The 22,441-nt window shown below is 40.5% G+C and carries 13 protein-coding genes and 1 pseudogene; 5 read left to right on the forward strand and 9 right to left on the reverse strand.

Annotated elements, in window-relative coordinates:
• Positions 1–6 precede the first annotated feature (6 nt).
• A complete protein-coding gene (locus ATS75_RS03925; protein ID WP_058559131.1) occupies positions 7–2,631 on the reverse strand; it encodes a TonB-dependent receptor in 2,625 nt (874 codons plus the stop codon).
• A 158-nt stretch (positions 2,632–2,789) separates the two neighbouring features.
• Between ATS75_RS03925 and ATS75_RS03930 the strand changes: the two genes are divergently transcribed.
• A complete protein-coding gene (locus ATS75_RS03930; RefSeq protein WP_058559132.1) occupies positions 2,790–4,925 on the forward strand; it encodes a winged helix-turn-helix domain-containing protein in 2,136 nt (711 codons plus the stop codon).
• Here the strand turns inward: ATS75_RS03930 and ATS75_RS03935 are convergent.
• The 5 genes from ATS75_RS03935 to ATS75_RS03955 all read right to left on the reverse strand — a co-directional run bounded on the left by ATS75_RS03935 (position 4,906) and on the right by ATS75_RS03955 (position 13,458).
• A complete protein-coding gene (locus tag ATS75_RS03935) occupies positions 4,906–6,315 on the reverse strand; it encodes a TonB family protein (protein ID WP_235591122.1) in 1,410 nt (469 codons plus the stop codon). The two genes, ATS75_RS03930 and ATS75_RS03935, sit on opposite strands and share 20 nt — an antisense overlap.
• 219 nt (positions 6,316–6,534) lie before the next feature.
• Positions 6,535–9,096, reverse strand: a complete 2,562-nt coding sequence (locus tag ATS75_RS03940; RefSeq protein ID WP_058559133.1) for a TonB-dependent receptor — start codon at positions 9,094–9,096, stop codon at positions 6,535–6,537.
• A gap of 678 nt (positions 9,097–9,774) precedes the next feature.
• Positions 9,775–11,007, reverse strand: coding sequence for a threonine/serine ThrE exporter family protein (locus ATS75_RS03945; protein WP_082665394.1), 1,233 nt, complete (start codon positions 11,005–11,007; stop codon positions 9,775–9,777).
• 226 nt (positions 11,008–11,233) lie between these two features.
• Complete coding sequence (locus tag ATS75_RS03950) at positions 11,234–12,454, reverse strand: glycosyltransferase (RefSeq protein WP_058559134.1); 1,221 nt, start codon at positions 12,452–12,454, stop codon at positions 11,234–11,236.
• Positions 12,451–13,458 carry a LacI family DNA-binding transcriptional regulator gene (locus ATS75_RS03955; protein ID WP_058559135.1) on the reverse strand — a complete coding sequence of 336 codons (1,008 nt, stop codon included), beginning with the start codon at positions 13,456–13,458 and terminating at the stop codon, positions 12,451–12,453. Before ATS75_RS03955 ends, ATS75_RS03950 begins: the two co-directional genes overlap by 4 nt.
• Positions 13,459–13,654: 196 nt before the next feature.
• Between ATS75_RS03955 and ATS75_RS03960 the strand changes: the two genes are divergently transcribed.
• The 3 genes and pseudogenes from ATS75_RS03960 (at position 13,655) to ATS75_RS03970 (ending at position 16,605) form a co-directional block, all read left to right on the forward strand.
• Positions 13,655–16,081, forward strand: a complete 2,427-nt coding sequence (locus ATS75_RS03960; RefSeq protein WP_414858275.1) for a S9 family peptidase — start codon at positions 13,655–13,657, stop codon at positions 16,079–16,081.
• 52 nt (positions 16,082–16,133) lie between these two features.
• Positions 16,134–16,331: pseudogene (locus tag ATS75_RS03965) on the forward strand (alpha/beta hydrolase family protein); the annotation flags it as partial.
• A 64-nt stretch (positions 16,332–16,395) separates the two neighbouring features.
• Positions 16,396–16,605, forward strand: a complete 210-nt coding sequence (locus ATS75_RS03970) for a hypothetical protein (protein WP_058559138.1) — start codon at positions 16,396–16,398, stop codon at positions 16,603–16,605.
• Positions 16,606–16,767: 162 nt separating this feature from the next.
• Here ATS75_RS03970 and ATS75_RS03975 read toward each other — a convergent pair whose 3' ends face one another.
• Positions 16,768–19,830, reverse strand: a complete 3,063-nt coding sequence (locus ATS75_RS03975) for an efflux RND transporter permease subunit (protein WP_058559139.1) — start codon at positions 19,828–19,830, stop codon at positions 16,768–16,770.
• Positions 19,830–20,879, reverse strand: coding sequence for an efflux RND transporter periplasmic adaptor subunit (locus ATS75_RS03980; RefSeq protein WP_058559140.1), 1,050 nt, complete (start codon positions 20,877–20,879; stop codon positions 19,830–19,832). Before ATS75_RS03980 ends, ATS75_RS03975 begins: the two co-directional genes overlap by 1 nt.
• 159 nt (positions 20,880–21,038) lie before the next feature.
• On the opposite strand from ATS75_RS03980, the gene ATS75_RS03985 reads away from it, so the two are divergent.
• A complete protein-coding gene (locus tag ATS75_RS03985; RefSeq protein ID WP_058559141.1) occupies positions 21,039–21,635 on the forward strand; it encodes a TetR/AcrR family transcriptional regulator in 597 nt (198 codons plus the stop codon).
• Between the two features lie 11 nt (positions 21,636–21,646).
• Here ATS75_RS03985 and ATS75_RS03990 read toward each other — a convergent pair whose 3' ends face one another.
• Positions 21,647–22,336, reverse strand: coding sequence for a VC0807 family protein (locus ATS75_RS03990; protein ID WP_058559142.1), 690 nt, complete (start codon positions 22,334–22,336; stop codon positions 21,647–21,649).
• Positions 22,337–22,441 lie beyond the last annotated feature (105 nt).

Genomic DNA, 22,441 nt, shown 5'->3' on the forward strand with positions numbered 1-22,441 from the left:
TAACGACTAATGGCTGTAGCGTACACCAAAATAAAACCGTCGGCCATTTTGATAAATGCCAGTGGGTGCATAGCGGTTACGTTCGTAGATATGTGTAATTTCATCAGTGAGATTAATTGCTTCAATGATAAAATCGAGGTGATTACTGATTTTAAAAGTGAGATTCCCATCTAGTTGGCCAAAATCGTCCATGATAGCTTCGCCGACGCCAGTGGCAAAATGTGTTCGATAATTATAAGCTAAGCGTGCACTGAGCCATTCATTGTCATAGTAGCTTGTTAAATTAACCGTGTGTTTTGAGGTGCCAGGCACATAATTTTTGCGACCTGTTGAGCTATCAGTGCGGTTACCATCCACGAAGGTGTAATTAGCAATGAGACCTACACCATAAAACAGCTCTTGCTGATACCCTAATTCAACACCACGTATTGTGCCTCCATTCCCATTGATTGGGCGATCTATGGTCATGTTTATACCTTCATGCTGTTCAATGGTACGCTTAAATTCAACAAATGACTCAACGTCTTTGTTAAATAGGGCCATCGAAAGTAAGGCGGCATCATCAAAATACCATTCGAGGCTAAAATCAAATTGGCTTGCACGATAGGGATCTAAATCTGGATTCCCGCCTTGGCCTTGTGCTTGAGTAACATTGTAGTTAGTTGAAGGCATTAAGTGGTTATATTGTGGACGCGACATCACACGAGCTGCACTGATCCGCGCAATTAGGTTTTCAGTCAGGTCGATACTCACATTGACGCTGGGCAAAATATCAATATAGCTTTTATTATGTTGCTGCCAAACAAAATTTTGCTGTTGTGAAATCGGTGAGCCAATGCGCTTATATGCACTCGCATCTTGTTCTGTGTTTACTAGTCTTAACCCTAGGTTTGCGCGGTAATCTTGTCCTTCCAGCATTAATTTAACATAACCTGCTAATGTGCGTTCTTGAATATCAAATCGGCTTGCTTTTTCTTCTTGCTGGTTAAAATTTATATTTTTAAAATCGCGAGATAGTTTATTAATATCTGCATAGCTATATTCTTTTAGTGTTTGTGCATTACCAATGTCAGCTAAAAAGCCCGTTGGAAATTGCCCAGGGTAATCGGCTAAAGTCCAATCAAGTTGTTGGACTAAACCATCAAATGCACCATTAAAAGAGCGGTAACGAATAAAATCACGCTTATGATCTCTATATTTCGCACCCAGTTTAAAAGCGCTAATGAGTGAATGATCAACCACACGTTCAAAATCACCTTGCAGATATAGCTCTTGATCATTTGAGTCTTGGCTATCATTGCGTGCTTCAGTCAGTTGCCACGCCTGCGCATCAAGTGGTGATACATCATAGTTTGCGATTATATTCTTGTTTTGGCGTGTATCAACTGTAAACGCGGTATTAGTCGAAAACTGAGATGTGTAATCTTGTTTAGAGCCTCCCCCCCCTTTTGTGAAACCTATTTGATACTGGTTTTGCCACAAATTTGCTTGTTGTGTTATTAATAAGTGCAGGTTACTGGTATCAATTTGTGATTCACGCCAAATAGCCTCCATGGCTGTGCTAAAAGGTAAGTTTTGTGAGTTATTGTTGGGCACTGTTGAGTATTTAGCATAAGCAAGCGTACCATCAACAATCACTGGAGAACTAATGTGACCGCCTCTTGCAAATACGGTGCTTGGTTGCCATAAAAAATTTTGATTACTGTTATCAGCATTAAGCACTGAGTATAAGGTGTTGAGTTGTATGTTCCAGTTAAGATTAGGTTGGTATTCGATGCTTGCTGTTGCGCTTGTTAATATTCGTTGTTGTTGAAAAATAGCAGAGCCGCCACCGCCAGCTGTCCAAATGTTTTTTACATCTGCATTTTCATCTGTTGTTGCGGTCAGTTGGTTTTGCGTATTTTTATTAAAGTTTTGCTCGTGCCAGCCCCATGATTCTAGACCGTCACGTCTTAAAGAGCGATGATTTCGAGTAAATGTAAGGTGTATCCCGAGATCTTTTTCAGGGTTTTTCCAGCTGTAAAACGTATTTAGCTGAGGGTCAAATTCACCAGATAAATCGTTGTATTGCATTTGCGCATTAATTACAAACTGATTACTTTGTATGTGCAAAGGGCGCTGGGTTTTTATATTGACAGTGCCCCCTAATGACCCTTCATTGTGATCTGCTTGCGGTGTTTTATATACCTCCAAAGAGGCGACTAATTCCGCGGGCAATAATGTGTAATTAAATCCTCTGTTGGGCTGGGTCGAGATCCACCAATCAGCTGATGCAATAGACTGGCCATTCAAAAATGTCCGGTTTTGCTCTGGTGTTGTGCCTCTGACTCCTACGCGTTCACCTTCACCTTGTGCCCTTGAAAGTGAAATGCCAGTCACCCTTTGGAGTGCTTCTGCCACATTTTTATCAGGAAATTTCCCGATGTCTTGTGCGCTAATAGTATCTATAATAGATTGACTATCGCGTTTGTCCAAAAGAGACTTGACAGCGCTGTCATGGTAACCCCTAATTTGTATGGTTTCTAATTGACTTGGGTTTGTTTGAGGATCCGTTTTAGCGACCCCGAGCGAGGCGAAGAAGACACTAAGAATAACGGTTATGTTAACAAAACTTATGATTTTTATTGTCATATTCAACCCAACTAAAACAACATGAGAAAATACTAATTATGAGAAGCAGTTATAAAATAAGTACGTCGCAGTTTGCTATGCTATTGTGTACCGTATTTGCCTATAATACGCTTTATCCGCTTATTTAACCATAGATTAACCTGTGTAAAAACCAAACAATGTCAAAAGCAGAACCAAAAAAGTTATTACTCAATGATGTGCTTATTGATTTTGCCGCATTAAAAATTAAGGTGGCAGGAAAATGGTGCCCAATTGAGGCTAAACAGTTGCAGCTGCTTCGATTACTGATTTCCCAAAAAGGGCAAGCGGTAACGCGAGACACGATAATGGATGCTGTTTGGCCTGATGTCGTTGTCAGTGATAATTCTGTTAGCCAATTGGTGACCCAATTACGAAAAAGTTTACGCGATGATAAAAATACAGCGTATTTTATTCGTACAGTTCCACGGGTAGGTTATCAACTGATTGCTAGCGTGAGTGATGCACCGACCATACTTGAAAAGGTTGTGCCAGCGAGTCCACGCACTTCTGCACTGTTTATTTTTGCTGGGTTAGTATTGGGTGCATTATTTACTTTATTAAGCCAATATTTATTAGCTCCCGAACAGGCGCAGTTAGATTATCAATATCAATCGCGATTAACCTCTGCGCCTGGCGCTGAAGTGTTTTTACGTTATTCACCGAATGGCCGATACTTGGCCTTTAGTCAATCAAACGATCAACAAAGTCAATTTGATTTGGCAGTGTACGATAATCAGAGTAAAACGGTCCATAGTATTAAAAACTCAGGTTACTCTGAGGAAGCACCGGTTTGGTCGCCTGATGGAAAATGGTTAGCTTACTTCAGATATGACCCAATTAGTTGTGATATTCGAGTTATGTCTGTTGCCAATGCCATTGAGACGTGGCGTTTAAGCCCTGAGTTTAGGCTTACAAGATGCCAACAACGCCACGGACCAACTAAGTTACACTGGGTTGATGAGCGCACCATATACACAACTCACTGGCAGGATGAACAACCACGTTTAATTAAGTACACATTATCACTTACCCCGAGCCCTAAATTAGTATCACAACAAGTGGTCGGGGATTTTAAGCCATTAGCATTTGATATTAATACTGACAATAAGCTACTTATATTAGAAAAGAACGCTGGCTGGTATAGCCTTAGCGAAGTGGATTTAAATGCAAAGCTTAAACGAAGCGTGATAAAGCAAAGCCGCCATTCGCATGCGCCATTACTATTAGACAGTGAGCGCGGTTATTATTGGCTTGGGGATGATGCGTTAAGACGCTATGGGTATGATAGTAACGAGCAAACGATTCATCAACCTTTAGGCTTTATTGCTGACATTGCGATAAACCCGCTTACTGGCGATATTGCGCATGCTGAAGGGCACGCTCGTATTAATTTATATCAGATTGAACTAGATTTACGCACAGAGAAAATACTAAAAAGTGCTCAGCAGTTATCATCGTCATCACGTATGGATATATTGCCAGCAGTATCGTTAGATGGCCAGCAAAGTGCGTTTATTTCATTACAGAAACGGGGGGTAACAGGGTTTACACGTAGTGAAGTATGGCTGAAACATAAACAACGAAAAAGTGCTAATTTGATTGCGACTTTGCCCAGCGATATAACACCTAAGTATTTATTATTTTCGCCAAATGGCGATAACATTTTATTAGCGGATAAGCTGAATAATGTTTATTTGATCAATACCTTCTCTCGGCGGTTAGTGCCGATTATTTCTGGTTTTGAACAACTCAATGGCGTTCATTGGGCACAAGACAGCCACAGTATTTATTACCAAGCAATGAATCCGCAAGGGCAATGGCAAGATTGGCGTTATGATATTCAATTAACAAGTAATACCTTAGTAAAAGACAAGGCATCATTAGAAACGCTTGATGGAGAGCATTCACTTTGGCAACTTAATGCCTCTTATATTGAATATGAGCAACATGTCGCGAGTTTTTTAGCTGCAGAGCTTGAGCATCAATTGCCGTTATCACAATTGTTGCCTTCGCTAGCGCTTTTTAAGCCTGCGGTGTTTAATGCAGGAGTGTATTATGTACTCAGGCAAGGACATCAACTCCGGCTATATTGCTATTTAACAGAGCAAAAGCGCAACGTGTTCATCAAGGAACTTGGTGTGTATGGCTACGATTTGGATATTAATTTAAACATAAGTAGCTCAGCTGACGGAACGCACGTGGTCTTTAGCCAAGTCGATGGCATTGAAACCGATATTCTTTTACACAAAGCAATTAAGGCAGTGATGCAATAAAAGTGTCAATATTGCCAGTATACCAAAGTCTGCTTTTGGCTTCTTTTAATGCCTTTTGTGCGATTCTTTTGGCTGCGCGCGGGTCCTTTTGGGTTATTATTTTCGCTTGTATCAAGAGCAGGGCGGGGTGAGTTGGATCATCAGCTAACGCTGATTCCAGTGCTCTATTTACGGCGGGCATATCTGCATTGTCAAGTGAGAATAGCAGCTTTGCAAGCTCTCTCTTAGCACTAAATAACCCTTGTTCTGCAGCCGCTGTTAGCCACTTCATTGCCTTATTAGGTGCATAATCAAGGTACTTTTTATCGAGTAATTCTCTGCCTAATCGGTATTGAGCTTGGGCGAATCCATTTTGCGCGGCGAGTAACACCCAATTGAGGCCTTTTTCTCGCTCTACTTTGCCGTATTCACCCCGTAATAAATTTGCTCCAATACGATATTGCGAATTGGCGTAGCCATTTGTTGCAGATTTTAATAAAAGTTCATCACTGGCATTACTTTGTTGCCAATGGTATTTCAATAAACGCGTTGCATTGTATTCATCAGAACTAAGCCAATTTGCAATATAGTATTGAACAATGGCATTACCTTGCTCAGCAGCATCAATTAAATCAGTGATTTTTTCATTATACTGACGTTGTTGGCTTTTAAAGCTTTGCGCGTATTGTTTTCCTTTATAAGTCGTGAAATGGTAAATTAGTGACCTATTGTAGTGAGGCAAGTTATCTTTATTGGCTTGGTAATGCCAGCGTTTAACGGCATTAATGATGGCTTTATCGAATGTTTTTTCAGGGTTGGAATCAATAATGGTTATATCAGTAACCGCACCGCTTTCGTCTATATCAAATTCAAGCCAGACCCAGCCTTCTATGCCATTTTTATACGCATGCTCTGGGTATTTAGGCTCGACCATATAATCACGTACGATTGCCGCGTCATCAATGGGGGTCATAGTCAGTTCGGGTTTTAACTGCTCGCTATACCATTGAAAACTAAGTTGCTTTAACAGTGCATCATAAGCATCATCAAGAGGTTGTCTGTTTTGCGTTTGCTTAGCGATTAGCATGGCGGTATCTCGCGCATCAATTAAGCCAAAATCAGCTGCTAGGCTAAACCATGCATAGGCTTGTGCTGTATTTTTTTCAACACCTTGCCCGTGTAAATACATTACTGCTATGTTGTAAATCGCATCTGGATTGCCAAGTTGCGCGAGTTGTAAAAATTCTTGTTTTGCTTTTGAAAAGTGGCCTTGGTGGTAATCAAGTGTTGCACTCAGGAGGTCTGCTTTAGCGTTAAACCCGGACAGCAGTCCACACACAAAAATACACACTTTTAAAAATAAAAAGCATGGTGTAAGTTTGGCTGAGTAGTTAAATAATTTTGCTGACACTTAATAAACTTGCGTTATTGCTAACATATACTTAGTGGTGTTTTTACTTACTGATTGTACTTGTTTTGTTTATTATTACTAGCGCGATTATGCGATGTATTTAATAAAAAAAGCAGGCAACCAAAAAGGTTGCCTGCTTTAAACCCCTGGGCATAGGGGCGGCCATCCTTGGCGAGAGTCGATGACCTGTGTTAGCTAGGAGTATCGACTAAATCGTTATCAAAAGTTGAAACGAATACCTGCAGAAAAGCGGCGGCCATCAGCATAAACACCCGTTAATGCTTGTTTGACGCCTTTTTCTTGATAGCTAAACGTATGTTCGTCGGTTAAGTTAGTTGCTTCAAAAACGGCGGTGATGTTTTCAGTCACATTATAATTAAATGTTGCATCAACTTGGCCATAATCATCTTGGTACCCTGGCCATGCACGACCCGTATCATAGCCTGTGCGGTAGTTATATGAAATACGTCCACCAAATGTGTCTGACTCATAGTACGTGCTAATATTATAGGTGTGCTCTGAAATCCCAGGTATTAAAACATCATTACCTTCGACGTCTTTTGACTCACCATCTACAAACGTGTAATTAGCTGCAACGCCAAAGCCCTGCGTGATTTCGGTTTGAAAACCAAGCTCTAAACCTTTGAGTGTGCCAGAAGGGCCATTAATAGGTCGACTAATCTCAATTTCAATGCCATCAAATACTTCGGTTTGGGTGTTATTTCCTAGCGTAGATTGTAAGTCTTTATAGAAAATGGCGGCCGAAAAAATACCCGCATCAGCAAAGTACCATTCGTAGCCTACATCGAATTGAGTTGCACGGTATGGGTCAATGTTTGAGTTACCACCGGTGCCCACGCGAGTTTCAGTATTGTAGGTAGTCGCATTTGTCATTGCAGCATAGTCTGGGCGTGTCATAACGCGCGCTGCACCAATGCGCAATAGCATCTCATCATTCAGATCGATTGCTAAGTTTAAACTGGGTAATATATCAAAATAATTGGTGTCTTCTTCTTGCCATACTTTGGCATCTGACGGGCCTACGTAAGCGCCTGTCGTTTGTTTTGTCTCAACTAAACGAACACCAATATTCCCGCGCATTCCTTCAACATCAATATCTGCTTTTACGTAACCTGCAAAAATATTTTCTTCAATTGCAAAATTACTATCAAATAATAAATTATATTGCCAATCGAGTGCGTCACCGTCTTTACGTACTTTCGATAAATCAGTCATTGCGTAGTTTCTTAGCGTGCCACTCGTCCCAATTCCGGATAAAAAGTCACTGGGTGAAGCGTTTGAATAATCCGCTAAGCTCCAATCTAAATCCGTGCGAGTTTGAGACTGTAAGCGAACATTTTCACGTTTATGATCACGGTATTTAACACCAAATTTGAGCTTGCTAAAAACGGAAACATCAATCGCCCGTTCAAAGTCTGTTTGCGCGTAGTATTCTTTATCTAATGCATCATTTGAGTCGTAACGTAAAAAACCTAAATCCCACTGTGAACCATCAGCAGGGCTTTTTGCATAGTTTGTTTCAATACTTTCAACATTAGCTGCATTGTAGCTATGTACTGCGTTTCCTTCCCAACCGACACTTCTGTCAGTCTGCGTACCACCAGAGCCTTCGGTCACGCCTAGGTGGTAAGATGATTTCCAGTTTTCACCTTCATGAATAAGCTTTAAATCGTATGAGTTTGTTTTTAATTCTGAATTACGAACCTTTGTTTCATCAAGAATGTTGTTTCCGCCAGGAGATAGGCCTAGTGTGCCAGCTTGTGCAAAGTTGCCCACTTTATCATGTTGAACTACATCTAAAGACGTGTACTTAGAATCGCCATAGCCCGGTAGCCATAAGAAGTTTTGATTTGCATTGTTGGCTTTCATTGTCGAATCAAGTGCATTGAAAGTAATATCAATATCATCTGTTGGGCGGTATTGTAATGTTAGGTTAAAACCCGTTCGGATCCGCTCTTGCGTAAACATTGCAGAGCCACCACCGCCAGGTGTATATACATTGTCTATTTCGGTGCCGTCTTCGAGTGTGATGTCACGGTGCGTCCAGCTCCAAGATTCAATACCATCTCGGCGAAGATTACGAACCTGCTTGAATACAGATATAAGTGCACCAAGCGTTTCTTCATCGTTCTTCCAACTATATAAACCAGCCAGTTGAGGGTCTGTCTCACCTGAAACTTCACTGTGCTGCATTAAAATAGAACCCGCAATTTTGTTTGCATCAAGGTCAAGTGGTTTACGGGTTCTTACAATAACCGTACCACCGATCGAGCCTTCATCGATATCAGCTTCAGGCGACTTATAGACCTCAAGGCCAGACACAATTTCAGAAGGCAACATAGTAAAATTAAAACCACGACTTGCTGACGAATCAACCCACCAATCAGCTGATCCAACCGCTTGGCCGTTGAGTAATGTACGGTTCTGGTTTTCAGATGTACCACGAATACTGATTCTTTCACCTTCACCAAATGCACGACTCATAGAAACACCCGTGATACGTTGCAATGATTCGGCGACATTTTGATCGGGGAATTTGCCAATATCTTCAGCGGTAACTGCATCGACAATTGTATTTGCATAACGTTTAGTATTGAGCGATTTCACAACACTACCGCGAATACCACGTACTTGAATAACCTCAACTTCGTCTGTATTTTGCGCTTGAGCACTGTGTGCTACCATAGGTAAGCTTAATGTGGATGTGAACAGTGATGCACTTATTGCCAGATGAAGTTTATTCATTTTTATATTTATCATTTTCGATTCCCCTTGAATCAACACTTCGTTTTAATGTTTAACGGTATGGTTCATTGGCCTAATTCATTTTTAAATACAGCCTTTATCAACCGACTCACGCCCCCAAAGCTGCAAATGATGTTAGGTATATGGCGATAACATTTATTGGCTTGAGTTTGTTGTATCCATTAAACGCCTTTTGATTTGCTGAGTCTTGAAACTAAGTGAATAGTTGTGAAAGTAACAAAAATGATAATGAAATTATTTTATACTTTATTTTTCTTATTTAAAAACACTAATTTAAAATTGTTTTTTGAAAGTTATTTTTTAATAAATTAAGTTTACTCAAAGAATATTTTTTAACTTTTTAATCATTTCACAACTTGTGATGTGTATAGCAATCACTTTTCACTAATATATAGCCACTCAAGTTATTTATGGCGTTGCACTGTTGGTATTAATGCTAGAGAAGTCACATTCGAAAGAGGCTTACACTGTCATCATTCAATTCATTGTGAATTTTGTTTTATGTTTGTTGATATTTTCTGTTTTTTAAATAGCGCTTTGGTGAAAACACGCCGATTGTAGGAGGTATATACACAGTGAAATAACGAGAGGTAATGTGTAATAAATATTATTGGAAATAAGTCTACAACAAAAATAGGTAGAAATGGTGCTTAGCCTGCGCTAAGCACTCATTTATAGGCTTTTCTTAGGGGGCAGCGCAACGTTCGCAAAGATTAACCCAGCGACGAGCGACATAAAGATTAAAAACGTTTGTTGTCCAATGTGGTCGGCGTGAACAAAATCTTGACCTTCAATCAAGGAGTTTAAGCCGATATAGGTTTTACTACCAGGCACTAGCACAATCAAGCCTTGCATAGCGACAATAGAGGCGGGTGCATTGGCCACTCGGTTAAATAGATTACTAAATACACCCACTGAAAATGCGCCAATAAATGTGCCTAGGGTGTAATCTAGGTCTAAATAAATAGCAGGGCCAACACTAGTCCCATAAGCTATAAAGCCAGAAGCAATTGACCAGACTGCATGCTTAAGTTTAGTTCTAAAAATAACGATTAAGCTACTACATAAAAGCAGTATTGCTAGCCATGCAGTCCACTTTGGTAGTGGCTCTGGTGGCACAAAGTCAGTTTGACCAAAGAGCGCAAAACCAATCGCAATACCAATAAATGCGCCAAAGTACAGTTTAAATAAGAGCATAAACGAGTCCATGACTCGCGCTGTGCCAGAGACTAGGTGCCTAGCAGCAAGCTCCGCTAAACCCAGTGCTAATGCAAGTCCTGGTATAAAAACAATGATGGCGGAAAGCACAATAAGACGAATATTTATTTGTGCGTCTATATAAACACTAATTGCACAGGCCAATATTGCTGAAACAATAGCGACGAGGGGTTCAAGCATGTGCCCAACACGTTTAGACCGCGCAGACCAAAGCACGAATAAATAAACAACTAAGGTTAACAGAGCTGACCATATAACGTCATTCCAACTCGTGCCCATCAACATTGCAAACGCGCCGCCAGAGGTTGCAAATGCGATACCGGTTAATACTCGGTTGTAAGGAGGGGGGGCATCAAAAATAATGTCAAGCTGTTGATCAACCTCTTGAAGCGTTAGCTCCCCATTGAGCATTTTATTTACGAGATCATCTGTATCAGCTAATGAGCCTAAATCATGATCGCCAGGATCTACTCTAGCTACATGTGTGTACTCATCTTCATGGCCATCGGTCCATATCACGAACGTAACAGAGGTTGGTGACATGACGAATGACGACTTAAGGCCTAAGTAAGTGGCAATTTCCATTAAATGAGCTTCAAGTCGGTACGCAGGGGTACCGTACTTATGAAGCATCTTACCAAGTTTTACTATAAATTTTCGTTTTTCAGTAAACGTTGCGGTTTTCAAATGATTATTGAACCAAAGTTTAAATTATTCAGTTAAAAAATATAGACAATGCTTATAAACTTGCCTACTTAGGAGCTGTATTTCTTTTATAGTTGAAATTATGTTCAACAGTGGCTGCTTTCAATTCACAGCGCCGGAGACCTGATTACTGCTAGAATAGATCAGCAGTTAATACCCCCTGTTTCGCGGCGATTTTAAACACAAATTAGCGTCTGTCTAGTTTTTTTTACCTGTTTTTGGCTTCAATCCATTGAGCCATATACTGTGTGCTGCGCATTGTGTGATGTTTAAGCATTTGGCCTGTAAAATTTGCTTCTCTATGGGCAGGCAATTCAGCTTCAATAGCGTTAATCTTATTTATAAAATCAACCGCTAACTGGGATTTATCGTAGCGAATATTAAGTAATGTATGTGCATTTTTTTGGGCATTTAAAAAATCACATTCATTTTGATATAACGCAACGGCAGCATTTGCAAAATCATGTGGGTCGTTTTCTATTTTCCCAGGCCAAGGTAGTTCACCATGCATTCCTTCACTACCAATGGAGGTGGTAATGCTGGGTGTTTGCATAATCATGGCTTCGAGTAATTTACCTTTAATTCCGGCCCCAAAACGCAATGGCGATAAACAGACTCTGGCGTCTTCCATCACTTTATAGGCATCATCAGCCCACCCTTTGATTAGAAAACCTGTTTTAGGGTTATGTAATGCCGTTGCCTTTGGTGGTGGGTAAGAGCCATAAATATGAAGTTCAGCAGCGGGAAGCTGTTTGCGAATAAGAGGCCAAATCTTTTGTAAATAAAGCACCGCGTCCCAATTAGGGGCATGACGGAAGTTGCCTATCGTCATAAAGTGTGTGCGTTCAGAAAATGACTTTGTTTGGGTGGGAAGTGCCTGCAAATCTACCATAAAAGGTAAAAGGTGTAATAAGCGGCTATCAACATTAAAAACCTCAGCCAGTAATTGCATTTCAAAACTTGAAATTATTAAGCTTAGATCACATCGTAAAATAGCGGCTATCTCACGTTTTGCTATATCTGAATGTAAATCACTTTTACTGAATGCTCGATTACCTTTATGGGCTTCATGGCGTGCATTTCTTAAACATTGTAGGTCTTCTGTATCGAGTATTTTGGTTGCAGTAGGACAGTGTTTATCAACACGCCAACCAAACTGTTCTTCCATCATGAAACGATCAAACATAACAATGTCAGGAGCATAGGCACTGACATATTCATCAAAACTACTGCAGTTAAGTGCAATCGTTTGAGTTGTTATGCCATATTGATCTAAATTTTCCATATGCTCAGTTTTTTGTGCCGGGCTGGCAAATTCTACTTGCCAATTTTGTGCTCTAAATGTGTTAAGCAACGACATCATATGGGTACCTGCCGCGGATGAATTTGGCTCTGGCCATACATAGCCAATCACTAACACTTTTTTCATTTGCTTGAATCTCTAATTTGTAAGTTTACATCGATCAATGTTCTAAGAGGGGCAGTATTACTGCTTAGTAGCTCTTGTAAAATTTTGCAGCTCCGTTTGCCAATCTCATCAGCGCTAATGCTAACTGTACTTAATGAGGGCGACATTAATTTTGAATCTGCTAAGTCATCAAAACCAACCACTTTTATATCTTTACCTGGGGTGAGACCTAACTGTTGAATCGCTTCAATAACGCCATACGCAATAACGTCACTAAAACAAATTACCGCTTTTATCTTTGGGTTACGTGAATAAAGCGTTTTAAATGAATCTCGACCACCTTGACGGTTGGTTGCAGCTTGAATGATGGGCTTCTCTTCACTGATATTGAACTTTGCAAGTGCAGACAAGAATCCACTGATACGTTCTTGGTGATCAGATAGGTCATCGGTGCCCCCTAAAAATGCAATATCAGTAATACCTTGTTCTAGAATATGCGTGGTTGCCAAGTGCGTCCCTTTTTTATTGTCAGGTAAAATGGTTGGGGCGCCACTAAAAGGCACTTCGCGCATAATATTAATAACATGAGAACCATTTGCAATGAGGTCATCAATCCAGCGTTGTTCTGTTCTTGGTGCTGGGCACATTATAAAAGCAGCGACATTATATTCTTTCAGCGTTTTGACAATATGTTGCTGACGCTCCCAGCTTTCACCTGTATTCACGACCATTGGCAGCATCCCCATATCATGAATATGGCTTTCAAGGCCAACGGCCAATTGCGCTGAATATGGGTTGGTTAAATCATTTATAACCAAGGCAACTAAATTTGAACGTTTACTTCTCAATGCTGCTGCATCACGGTTATAGACGTAGCCTAACTTATCAATAGCGTGCAACACTCTTTCTTTACGTTTTTCACTTACTTTCGTGCTGCGTGTGAGTACTAAAGATACCGTTGATTTAGATACTTGAGCTTCTCTTGCTACGTCAAAAATTGTGACTTTGGGGGAATTGTTATTCATTAACTTTAGTATACACGGATGCAATTTAAGCGCTTAGTCTAACTTAAATTTAGTCATAAAGTCATAAAAGCTTGTATTTAGCATTGATGTTTGTGTTGATAACAGTGAATTAACGTAAAAACTTTATGCGTTTTATAAATCATGCTTATATATGCACAGCTATTTTAAAAATAACAAAGGACACACTATGAGAGCGATGCCGCTTTTTTTAGCCCTGATAATGAGTTTTGGGGTCGTTAAAAACGCCCATGCGAACGAAGGTTACCAAACCCCATCGACTGATTTGGCTGCAGTAGTTGACGCTAAGTTAGCCCCGAGCAGCTATTTATCAGCAGATGGTCAGTGGCTTGCACTGTTTGACCGTAAACGTATTGAGTCACTGGATGATCTTGCCAAAGAAGAGTTTAAACTTGCTGGTGTTAAGCTTAATCCTGCTAATTTTTCTCGCTCGCGTGCACGTACCAAGTTTACCGCTTTGACTTTAAAGCATATAGAAACAGGGAGTGTTATAGAGGTTAATAATTTACCTGCAGGTATTTTACGTTCACCTAAATGGTCTTCAGATAGCCAATATTTAGCATTTATTGTTGAGCAAGTAGACCAAGCTAACTTATGGCTTTACAACACACAAACAAAACAAGCACGTCAATTATCTGATGTGGCATTAAACTCGGTATTAACTAGCAGCCCGTATGCTTGGCTACCAGATAGTACAGCAATTGTTGCTAACGCAGCGGTTAATATTACTAAGCCACGCCTTACAACTAACACACAAAATGTGGTGCCAGTGATTCAGCAAAGTACGGGTGAAAAAGCCCCTGCGCGTACTTATCAAAACTTGCTAACCAGTCCCTTTGATGAACAACAATTTAAATTTTATGGGCAAGGTCAACTAACCTATATTCCACTCAGTGGGATTGCTCGTCCTATCGGTAAGCCAGCATTGTTTAAGTCGTTTTCTGTTTCGCCTGATTCTACAAATTTGCTTGTTGGGGGGATTGATGAGCCGTTTTCGTATCAAGTGCCTTACAATCGCTTTGCAACCACATGGCAAATATGGGGTATGCGTGGTTATGCGCTGCTAGAGTTGGCCAAGCAACCACTTGCAGATAATATTCCTCAAGGCTACGACAGCGTTCGTGTTGGTCGCCGTGACTTTGAATGGCGTGCAGATCAAGGTGCCGAAGTTATTTGGGCAGAGGCCCAAGATGGTGGTGATATGAAAACTGAAGTCGAGCACCATGATTATTTATATAGCTTACGCGCACCTTTTAAGCGTGAACCTAAACTATTTGCAAAAGTAGAGCGACGTTTTGCGGGCATTGAATGGGCAAATGATAATGTCGCTATGCTCAGTGATTGGCGCTTTAGTGACCGCCAAGTTCGCACGTTTGTGATTCAGCCTCGTAATGCTGACAGAAATCGAGTGCTGTTTTCTGAGCGTAGTTATAATGATGCATACAAAGATCCCGGCCGTGCTATATACGAACGAAATGATCAAGGTAGTAGTGTGATCAAAGTGGTGGGGGGGCGTTATATTTACTTGCGTGGTAACGGGGCCTCTGATGAAGGGAATGTCCCGTTTTTAGATCAATACGATATCAAAACAAATACGACAAAACGTTTGTGGCAATCCAAAGCGCCATACTATGAACGAATTAGAGCAATGCTTGACGATGATGGTGACAGGTTGATTACTATTCGTGAGTCTAAAGTCGAACAACCGAACTTTTTTATTCGTGATTTAAGTAAAAACACACTGACTCAGTTAACAACGTTTGAACACCCATACCCTGCATTTAAAGGGGTAACCAAAGAACTTGTGCGTTATAAACGAGATGATGGTGTTGAACTTTCAGGCACGCTTTATTTACCGCCAGGTTACGATAAAACTCAAGGCACGTTACCCGTATTAATGTGGGCATACCCACTCGAATATAAAGATAAAGCGGTTGCATCTCAAGTACGTGAATCGCCTTATGAGTTTACCTATATAGGTTACTGGGGACCTATGCCATACCTTGCAAAAGGGGTGGCTGTTTTTGATGATCCTAAAATGCCCATTGTCGGTGTTGATGGAAAAGAGCCAAATGACTTATTTCGCAAGCAACTCGTAGCCAGTGCTAAGGCAGCTGTTGATGTGCTTGTAGAAAAAGGCATTGCAAATAAAGATAAAATAGCCATTGCAGGGCATTCATACGGTGCATTTATGGTTGCTAATTTATTAGCGCACAGTGACTTATTTAAAACGGGTATTGCGCGCAGTGGCGCTTATAACCGAACACTAACGCCATTTGGTTTCCAAGGTGAAGAGCGTGATTTTTGGCAAGCGCAAGGTGTATATGGTGCGATGTCTCCATTCTTCCATGCTGAAAAAATAAATGAACCAATGCTCATGATCCACGGACAGGAAGATCCGAACTCAGGCACATTTCCAATGCAAAGTGAGCGTATGTACGCTGCGCTCAAAGGGTTAGGCAAAGAAGCTCGCTTGGTTATGTTGCCATATGAAGCACATGGCTACAAAGCACGAAAGAGTTTACTGCATGTGCTTTGGGAGCAAGAACAATGGCTTGATAAATACCTACTCAATGATAGTGATACACAAGTAAAAGGTGAATAACTATTACTTCAATTAATGCCGTGGGCACAAGAAGCTCCACTCTTAATCTCACGGCACGTTCCCAATGCAAAGTGAGCGTATGTACGCTGCGCTCAAAGGATTAGGCAAAGAAGCTCGCTTGGTTATGTTGCCATATGAAGCACATGGCTACAAAGCACGAAAGAGTTTACTGCATGTGCTTTGGGAGCAAGAACAATGGCTTGATAAATACCTACTCAATGATAGTGATACACAAGTAAAAGGTGAATAACTATTACTTCAATTAATGCCGTGGGCACAAGAAGCTCCACTCTTAATCTCACGGCACGTTCCCAATGCAAAGTGAGCGTATGTACGCTGCGCTCAAAGGATTAGGCAAAGAAGCTCGCTTGGTTATGTTGCCATATGAAGCACATGGCTACAAAGCACGAAAGAGTTTACTGCATGTGCTTTGGGAGCAAGAGCTGCGGCTTGTAAGTATCTACTCACCGATAAACAAGCTAATACTGATTAAAGCGATTTTATTGCTGTTAGTATTTACCTAAACTAACAGCAATAATACTTAATCATTTTGAGGGGCTAAACGTGTCGCTACTTGCGTTATAAAATTCTCATTCAGAACAAATAAATAGCAAGTTTTTTGCCTAGCTACCAACACGTTTTTCCATCCTCAAAATAGATCACTTAATTAAGCGACGTGGTATAAATTAACGTGTATGGCTTAGTCTTTTTTTGCTGCTTACTTTTCGTTTAGCGAGTAAATAATATGCTACTGGCACAAAGTAAAACGACAGCATAGTCGTTAAGACGGTGCCCCCGGCAATCGCTACGGCAAAGGGAGGCCAAAAACCTCCGCCAGCTAATATCAGGGGTAAGAACCCACCAACTGTGGTGATTGTGGTAGAACTAATATGGCGGGAGCAAGTCATCACTGCGGCTATTATTTTGGTTTTATCTGTTAAAGCCTGATTGGCGTTAAGCTCAGATAAAATAACAATTGCGGCGTTGATGGCAAGCCCCATCAAACCAAGCAAACCGATAATTACAGTGAAACCAAATGGGTATCCAGCAATATAAACACTTAACAAGCCAAGCATAGCCGCTTGTAGTGCGTTGATTAATATTAGCCCTGTAATGGTAAATGAATTAAATGACATTACCAGCACGGTTATTAATAGCACCATAATAATACCGACTTGGGCAAGTAGTTTTCCAACAGCCTCATTGCGCTTTTGCGATTCACCGCCAATATCTAGCCTGTAGCCATGGGGTAAAACAAAGTTCGACTTATCTATTTCTGCAGTCACTTTATTTAGTACTGTTTGCGGTAACACGTCTGTGGTTAGGTAGGCCTCTATAATGTTAACTCGTTCACCGTCGCGCCTGGTAATAGAGCCACGTGAAGGGGTTAACTTAATTGTTGCATACGATTCTACCAATAAAGTCTGATCAGAATTTAGTGTAGTGCTAAACAGTGCGCTAATATCATTACGATTTTGATCTCCCACTCGCAAACGAACAGGAACCGTTTCAGTATTATCGATGATACTGCCTGCAATGACGCCATTAAATTGATTTTGCAATTGGTTGGCCATATCGCTTAGGCTCAGGCCGGCATGTTTAAGTGCTGCTTCGTCGGTATTTAACCAAAGTTTAGGTGAACCTGAAAGTAGAGTAGGTCGAGTGTGGACTATATCCTTATGACTAATGAGGATAGTGCGTAATTGTTGTCCCAGTTCAGCGAGTTTATCCAAGTTTGGGCCATAAATACGCATTTCAATTGGGGCATTAAACGGTGGTCCTTGCTCTAGTTTCCGCACCAACGTTTGTGCACTTGGGAAGGATTTATCAAGTTGCACTTGAAGATCGGTTATTAACGTATTCGCGCGTTTAAAATCGGATACTTTTACCATGGCTTGAGCATAGTTATTTGCGCCGCGGTTTCGCTGCAACATATTGTAATAAAAGCTTGGGAAATTAGTCCCGATCATCCAATCAAGTTTTTCAATACCTGGGGATTGGCGAATTTCTTTATCCATTTTGATAATGGCTTGGCGAGTTGACTCTATACTTACATGAGGAGCAAAGTGCACTTCAATTTGAAACATATCTCGGTCAGAAGGCGGAAAAAATTGTTCGGTAAGCTGCCCTGCAGCAAAGAAGCCTGCGACGGGAAATGCGAAAACGCACAATAATGTCAGTTTTGGTTTTTCTAAGCTCCGTTCTAGGGTTGATTTAAAGCGCTTACTTAGTTTCGGAGTACTTATACCTCGATGAAAAATACCTTGACGTTGTTCGCTTGTGATAAATTGCCCTGCAAATACGACAACCAAAGAATGTGAGATCAGGTAAGAACCAATTAATGCAAAAATAACGCTTAAAGCAATCCCACCGATAAACTCTCCAGCGGCGCCCGGCATCAAAACAATGGGCGCAAAGGCTAAAATAGTGGTTAGCGTAGAACCCAGAAGTGGTAACCAAAAGTGAGCAACGGCTTTTTCAACAGCAGCAATCGCATTGAGCCCTTGTTGTCGAAAGCGCTGAACTGCGTCGGTGATCACAATGGCGTTATCAACCATAATGCCGAGTGCCACAACTAAACCAGTGACCGACATCTGATGGATTGGTAATCCATATAATTGCATACTGATCAGTGTAAATAGCACTGTTAACGGTAAAGCTGTGCCCACGACAAGTGCAGCTTTAAAGCCTAAAGTTACAAATAACACCGTTAAAATAAGCACAAAACCCAGGGTAATATTTCCCAATAAATCGGTTAAACGCTGTTGTGTATAACCGCGTTGGTCAAAAATATCCTGTAATATAATTTGCTTAGGTAAGTCTTGTTTGAATTTATTGATCGCAACATCAATACGCTCTGAAAAAGTATCAATACGCAAATTAGGTAGCATGCGAATCGCAATATAAATTCCAGGTTTCCCATCAATTAATGCTATTTCACTAACAGGAGTCTTAACAGAGCGAGTGATTGTAGCAACATCAGAGAGTTGGTATTGCCCAGTTGTTTGATTGCTTATTAATGGAATGGCACCAATGCGTGCAATAGAATCAAATGCACCTGTCACTTCAATCTGCATCTGTGTTTTATCATTGGTTAATGTACCAGCGGCAACTTTTGCATCAGCACCTTTTATTGCAGCGTAAATATGCGTTAATGGCAGATTAGCCAAACTCGCTTTTTGTTGATCTACAGCAACCAATATTTCTTCATCAATCTGACCAAAGAAATGCACCAGTTCAACACCTTGTACATTTCGTAATTGGTTTTGTAGCTCTTTTGCGTAGCGATTAACGTTTGCTAAGGTTGTGATGCCGTCATTGGCATTAAGCGATAATATTCGTGTATAAGCGTACCCGCGTTCATCATCAAGGAGCGGTTGTGATGCATTTATTGGGAGCTGGCTCGTTACATCGCCAAGTAAGTCACGCATACGTGACCAGATTGGTTTGACTTTGGTTATTTCGTCTTTTAATTCAACAGTGATCACTGATAAACCAGGGCGAGAAATCGACGATAGGTGCTTTATTTCTGCTTGTGATTTTAGTTTTTGTTCAATTTTCTCGCTTATTTGCACTTCCACCCGCTCGGCACTTGCACCGGGAAGTGCGGTCGTGATGATTGCCACGCGGTTGGTGATACGAGGATCCTCACTGCGAGGTAAGCCGCTTAATGCAGCTAAGCCACTAACAATAAGCAGTGCAACAACTAATGCTTGTACACGGCCATGATTAAATAGATAGCGAATCATTACAATGCCTTTGCGTTGTGATTTTCAACAATATGAACGGCTATATTCGCTGAGAGCTTATGCATGCCGTTAGCAACAACTTTATCGCCATCAGAAAGGGGCCCAGCTATAAACGCATAGCCATCATGGGCATAATAAAGCTGTATAATAATAGGCTCTAATACATTGCTTTTTATTTGATAAACCTGCCATGTACCACGAATACCATCAGTAAGTGCATCAAGTGGCACCCAAAAACCAACTTGTGGCTTAAATTGTGTGAGCATTAATTTTGCTAATTGGCCAGGGTATACTTGGGCGTCATTTGGTAACGCAAAACGCATAGTGAGTGTTTGCGTTTTTGGGTTAATGCTTGCGCCTTTACTCAGAGCTTGAGCTTTGTAGCTTTGATCAGCAATCGTTATCTCCACAGAGTCATTAACGGCTTCTCTTAAAACTAATGGAACGCTCATCACGACTTGGGTATTGTTATTCTCAATTAATCTAACCACAGCAGTGCCTGCACTAACTGTTTCGCCCTGAGAGACAAATCGTTGTCCTAATTTACCTGTAAAGGGGGCGGTTAACTGCGACTTTTGTTTTCGGATCTTTAGTTCATTCATGTTAGCTGCAATACCTGCAGTTTCAGCATCTATAACGGCTAAATTTGTTTTGGCTTGATCAAGTGCTGACGTGGCAGAGTAGTTTTTTTTGTCGAGAGTGGCTAAACGGTTTATTTCTAGTTTAATTAAATCACGTTGTGCTTTAATTCGTTGTTTCTGCGCCTGTAATTTTTGAATCTCGACATCTAAAAGTTGGCTATCTAGTTGTGCTATGACATCGCCTTGTTTAACATGTTGTCCTTGATCAAAGTAGATATGTTTTACTTTACCAGCAAATTCAAAGCTCAGCTTTGCATCATGTTGTTTAATGACTTGTCCGCTAAGCGTGCGTACTTGATGAAAACCAGGCTCTTTTTTAAGCGTATAAGCTGCAACTTGCACTGAACTTTGTGCGTAGTTAACCAGCGGTGTTAGTAAGATAAAAGCACTAAAAAAGTATTTTTTCATGACTATATCCGTATCAAGTAATAATGAATTTTTGTGTCGCGAACAAAGTTTGCACTTTGGTATGTACACATTATGATTAACACTAGACTGTTGAGTCTAATTTTGAGTAAATATAAACCAATCAAACTAGACTGTCTAGTTTGATTTAAGGTGAAAGCAATGACTTTAAATCGATCAGAACAAAAGCGGCAACAAATTATTTTTGCGGCAACAACCTTGTTTATGGATAAAGGCTTTCCAAATACCAGTATGGACCAAATAGCTAAGTTAGCTGAGGTTTCTAAGCAGACTGTGTATAGCCATTTTAAAGATAAAAATAACTTGTTTGTTGAAACAGTGACTGCACACTGTTCATCATCTAATTTACGTAAAGAGCAGTTTGATGCCACGCAAACATTACAAGAAAACCTTTTACGGGTGTTAACCAGCTTTATTTCTTTAGTATTTTCACCCGAGGCGTTAAAAGTGTACGACACGTGCGTTGCACATAAAGATGAATACCCTGAGCTGGCATTATTGTTTTATGACGCTGCGCCAAAAGTAGTGAGAAAGCAAGTTGAAACATGTATATGTCATATTGCTGAGGCGGGCTTACTTAATATCGATAACCCTAAGTTTGCCACTTTACAATTACTAGGAATGACTACAGGTGATTGGAAGTTGCGTCATGCATTGGGTCACGCAGCCGCTGACGAAATTCCGCCAGCAGAGTATGTTGCGGATTGCGTCACGCGATTTATAAAAATGTATCGTTAACGGTCACTTTTTTATTGCAATATAAAGTCATCAATAGACTGCTTTGTTAACTTACCAATTTGCATAAAAGTGAAAATAATTGCACCCACTAGTAATATCATCGTAGGTGCGACAATAACCGGGTAACTTAGCCATGTCATACGGCCTAGCTCCTCAGCATATTCGGTTGTACCAGGCATGCTGACGACAATGGTTTTTGCTAAAAAGTAATTTAATGTTGCTGATAAAAAGAAGGCACTGGCAACAATGAAACCGGCAAAACGCATTTTTTTATCAAAAACAGCGGTATTATTTTGTTCATCAAGGGCTAAATTTAGCTTCTCAATGTCTAACAGTTCAGGATTGATCAAGAGTTTTCTAATCAGTGGGTAGGGCGTGTATTGGCTAATAAGGACGATAAGCCCGATAATGGCAGGTACCATCGCTTCTTTTATTGCAATGTACTTTGGATCTAGTTCAAAGAGGCTAATCCCCCCTGTTAAAAGTACACTGATAATACCTAAAATGGAGAAGAAGTTAACCTTTCCAGATTGCTTAAGTTCCCATAAACCAAATAATAACGGAAAGGCCAGTGCTACGACCACAGCCCAAACCGGGCCTAATGTATCCGGTGTACTGAAGCGGCTTAAAATAACCGCAGGTAAAATAATGTTAAAGATTAGATTACTGAAAAAATTGCTTTTCTTTTTTTGAGTTGTCATAGGTCTATTTTTTCTTACGTTATTTAAATTTAGTATATACATATCTGCTTCTAAGATACATATTTCTAATTAGACAGTTATTTTAAGCGATTGTTTGTTTTTGAT

It is taken from the genome of Pseudoalteromonas sp. H105, assembly GCF_001469215.1.
Taxonomy (GTDB): Bacteria; Pseudomonadota; Gammaproteobacteria; order Enterobacterales; family Alteromonadaceae; genus Pseudoalteromonas.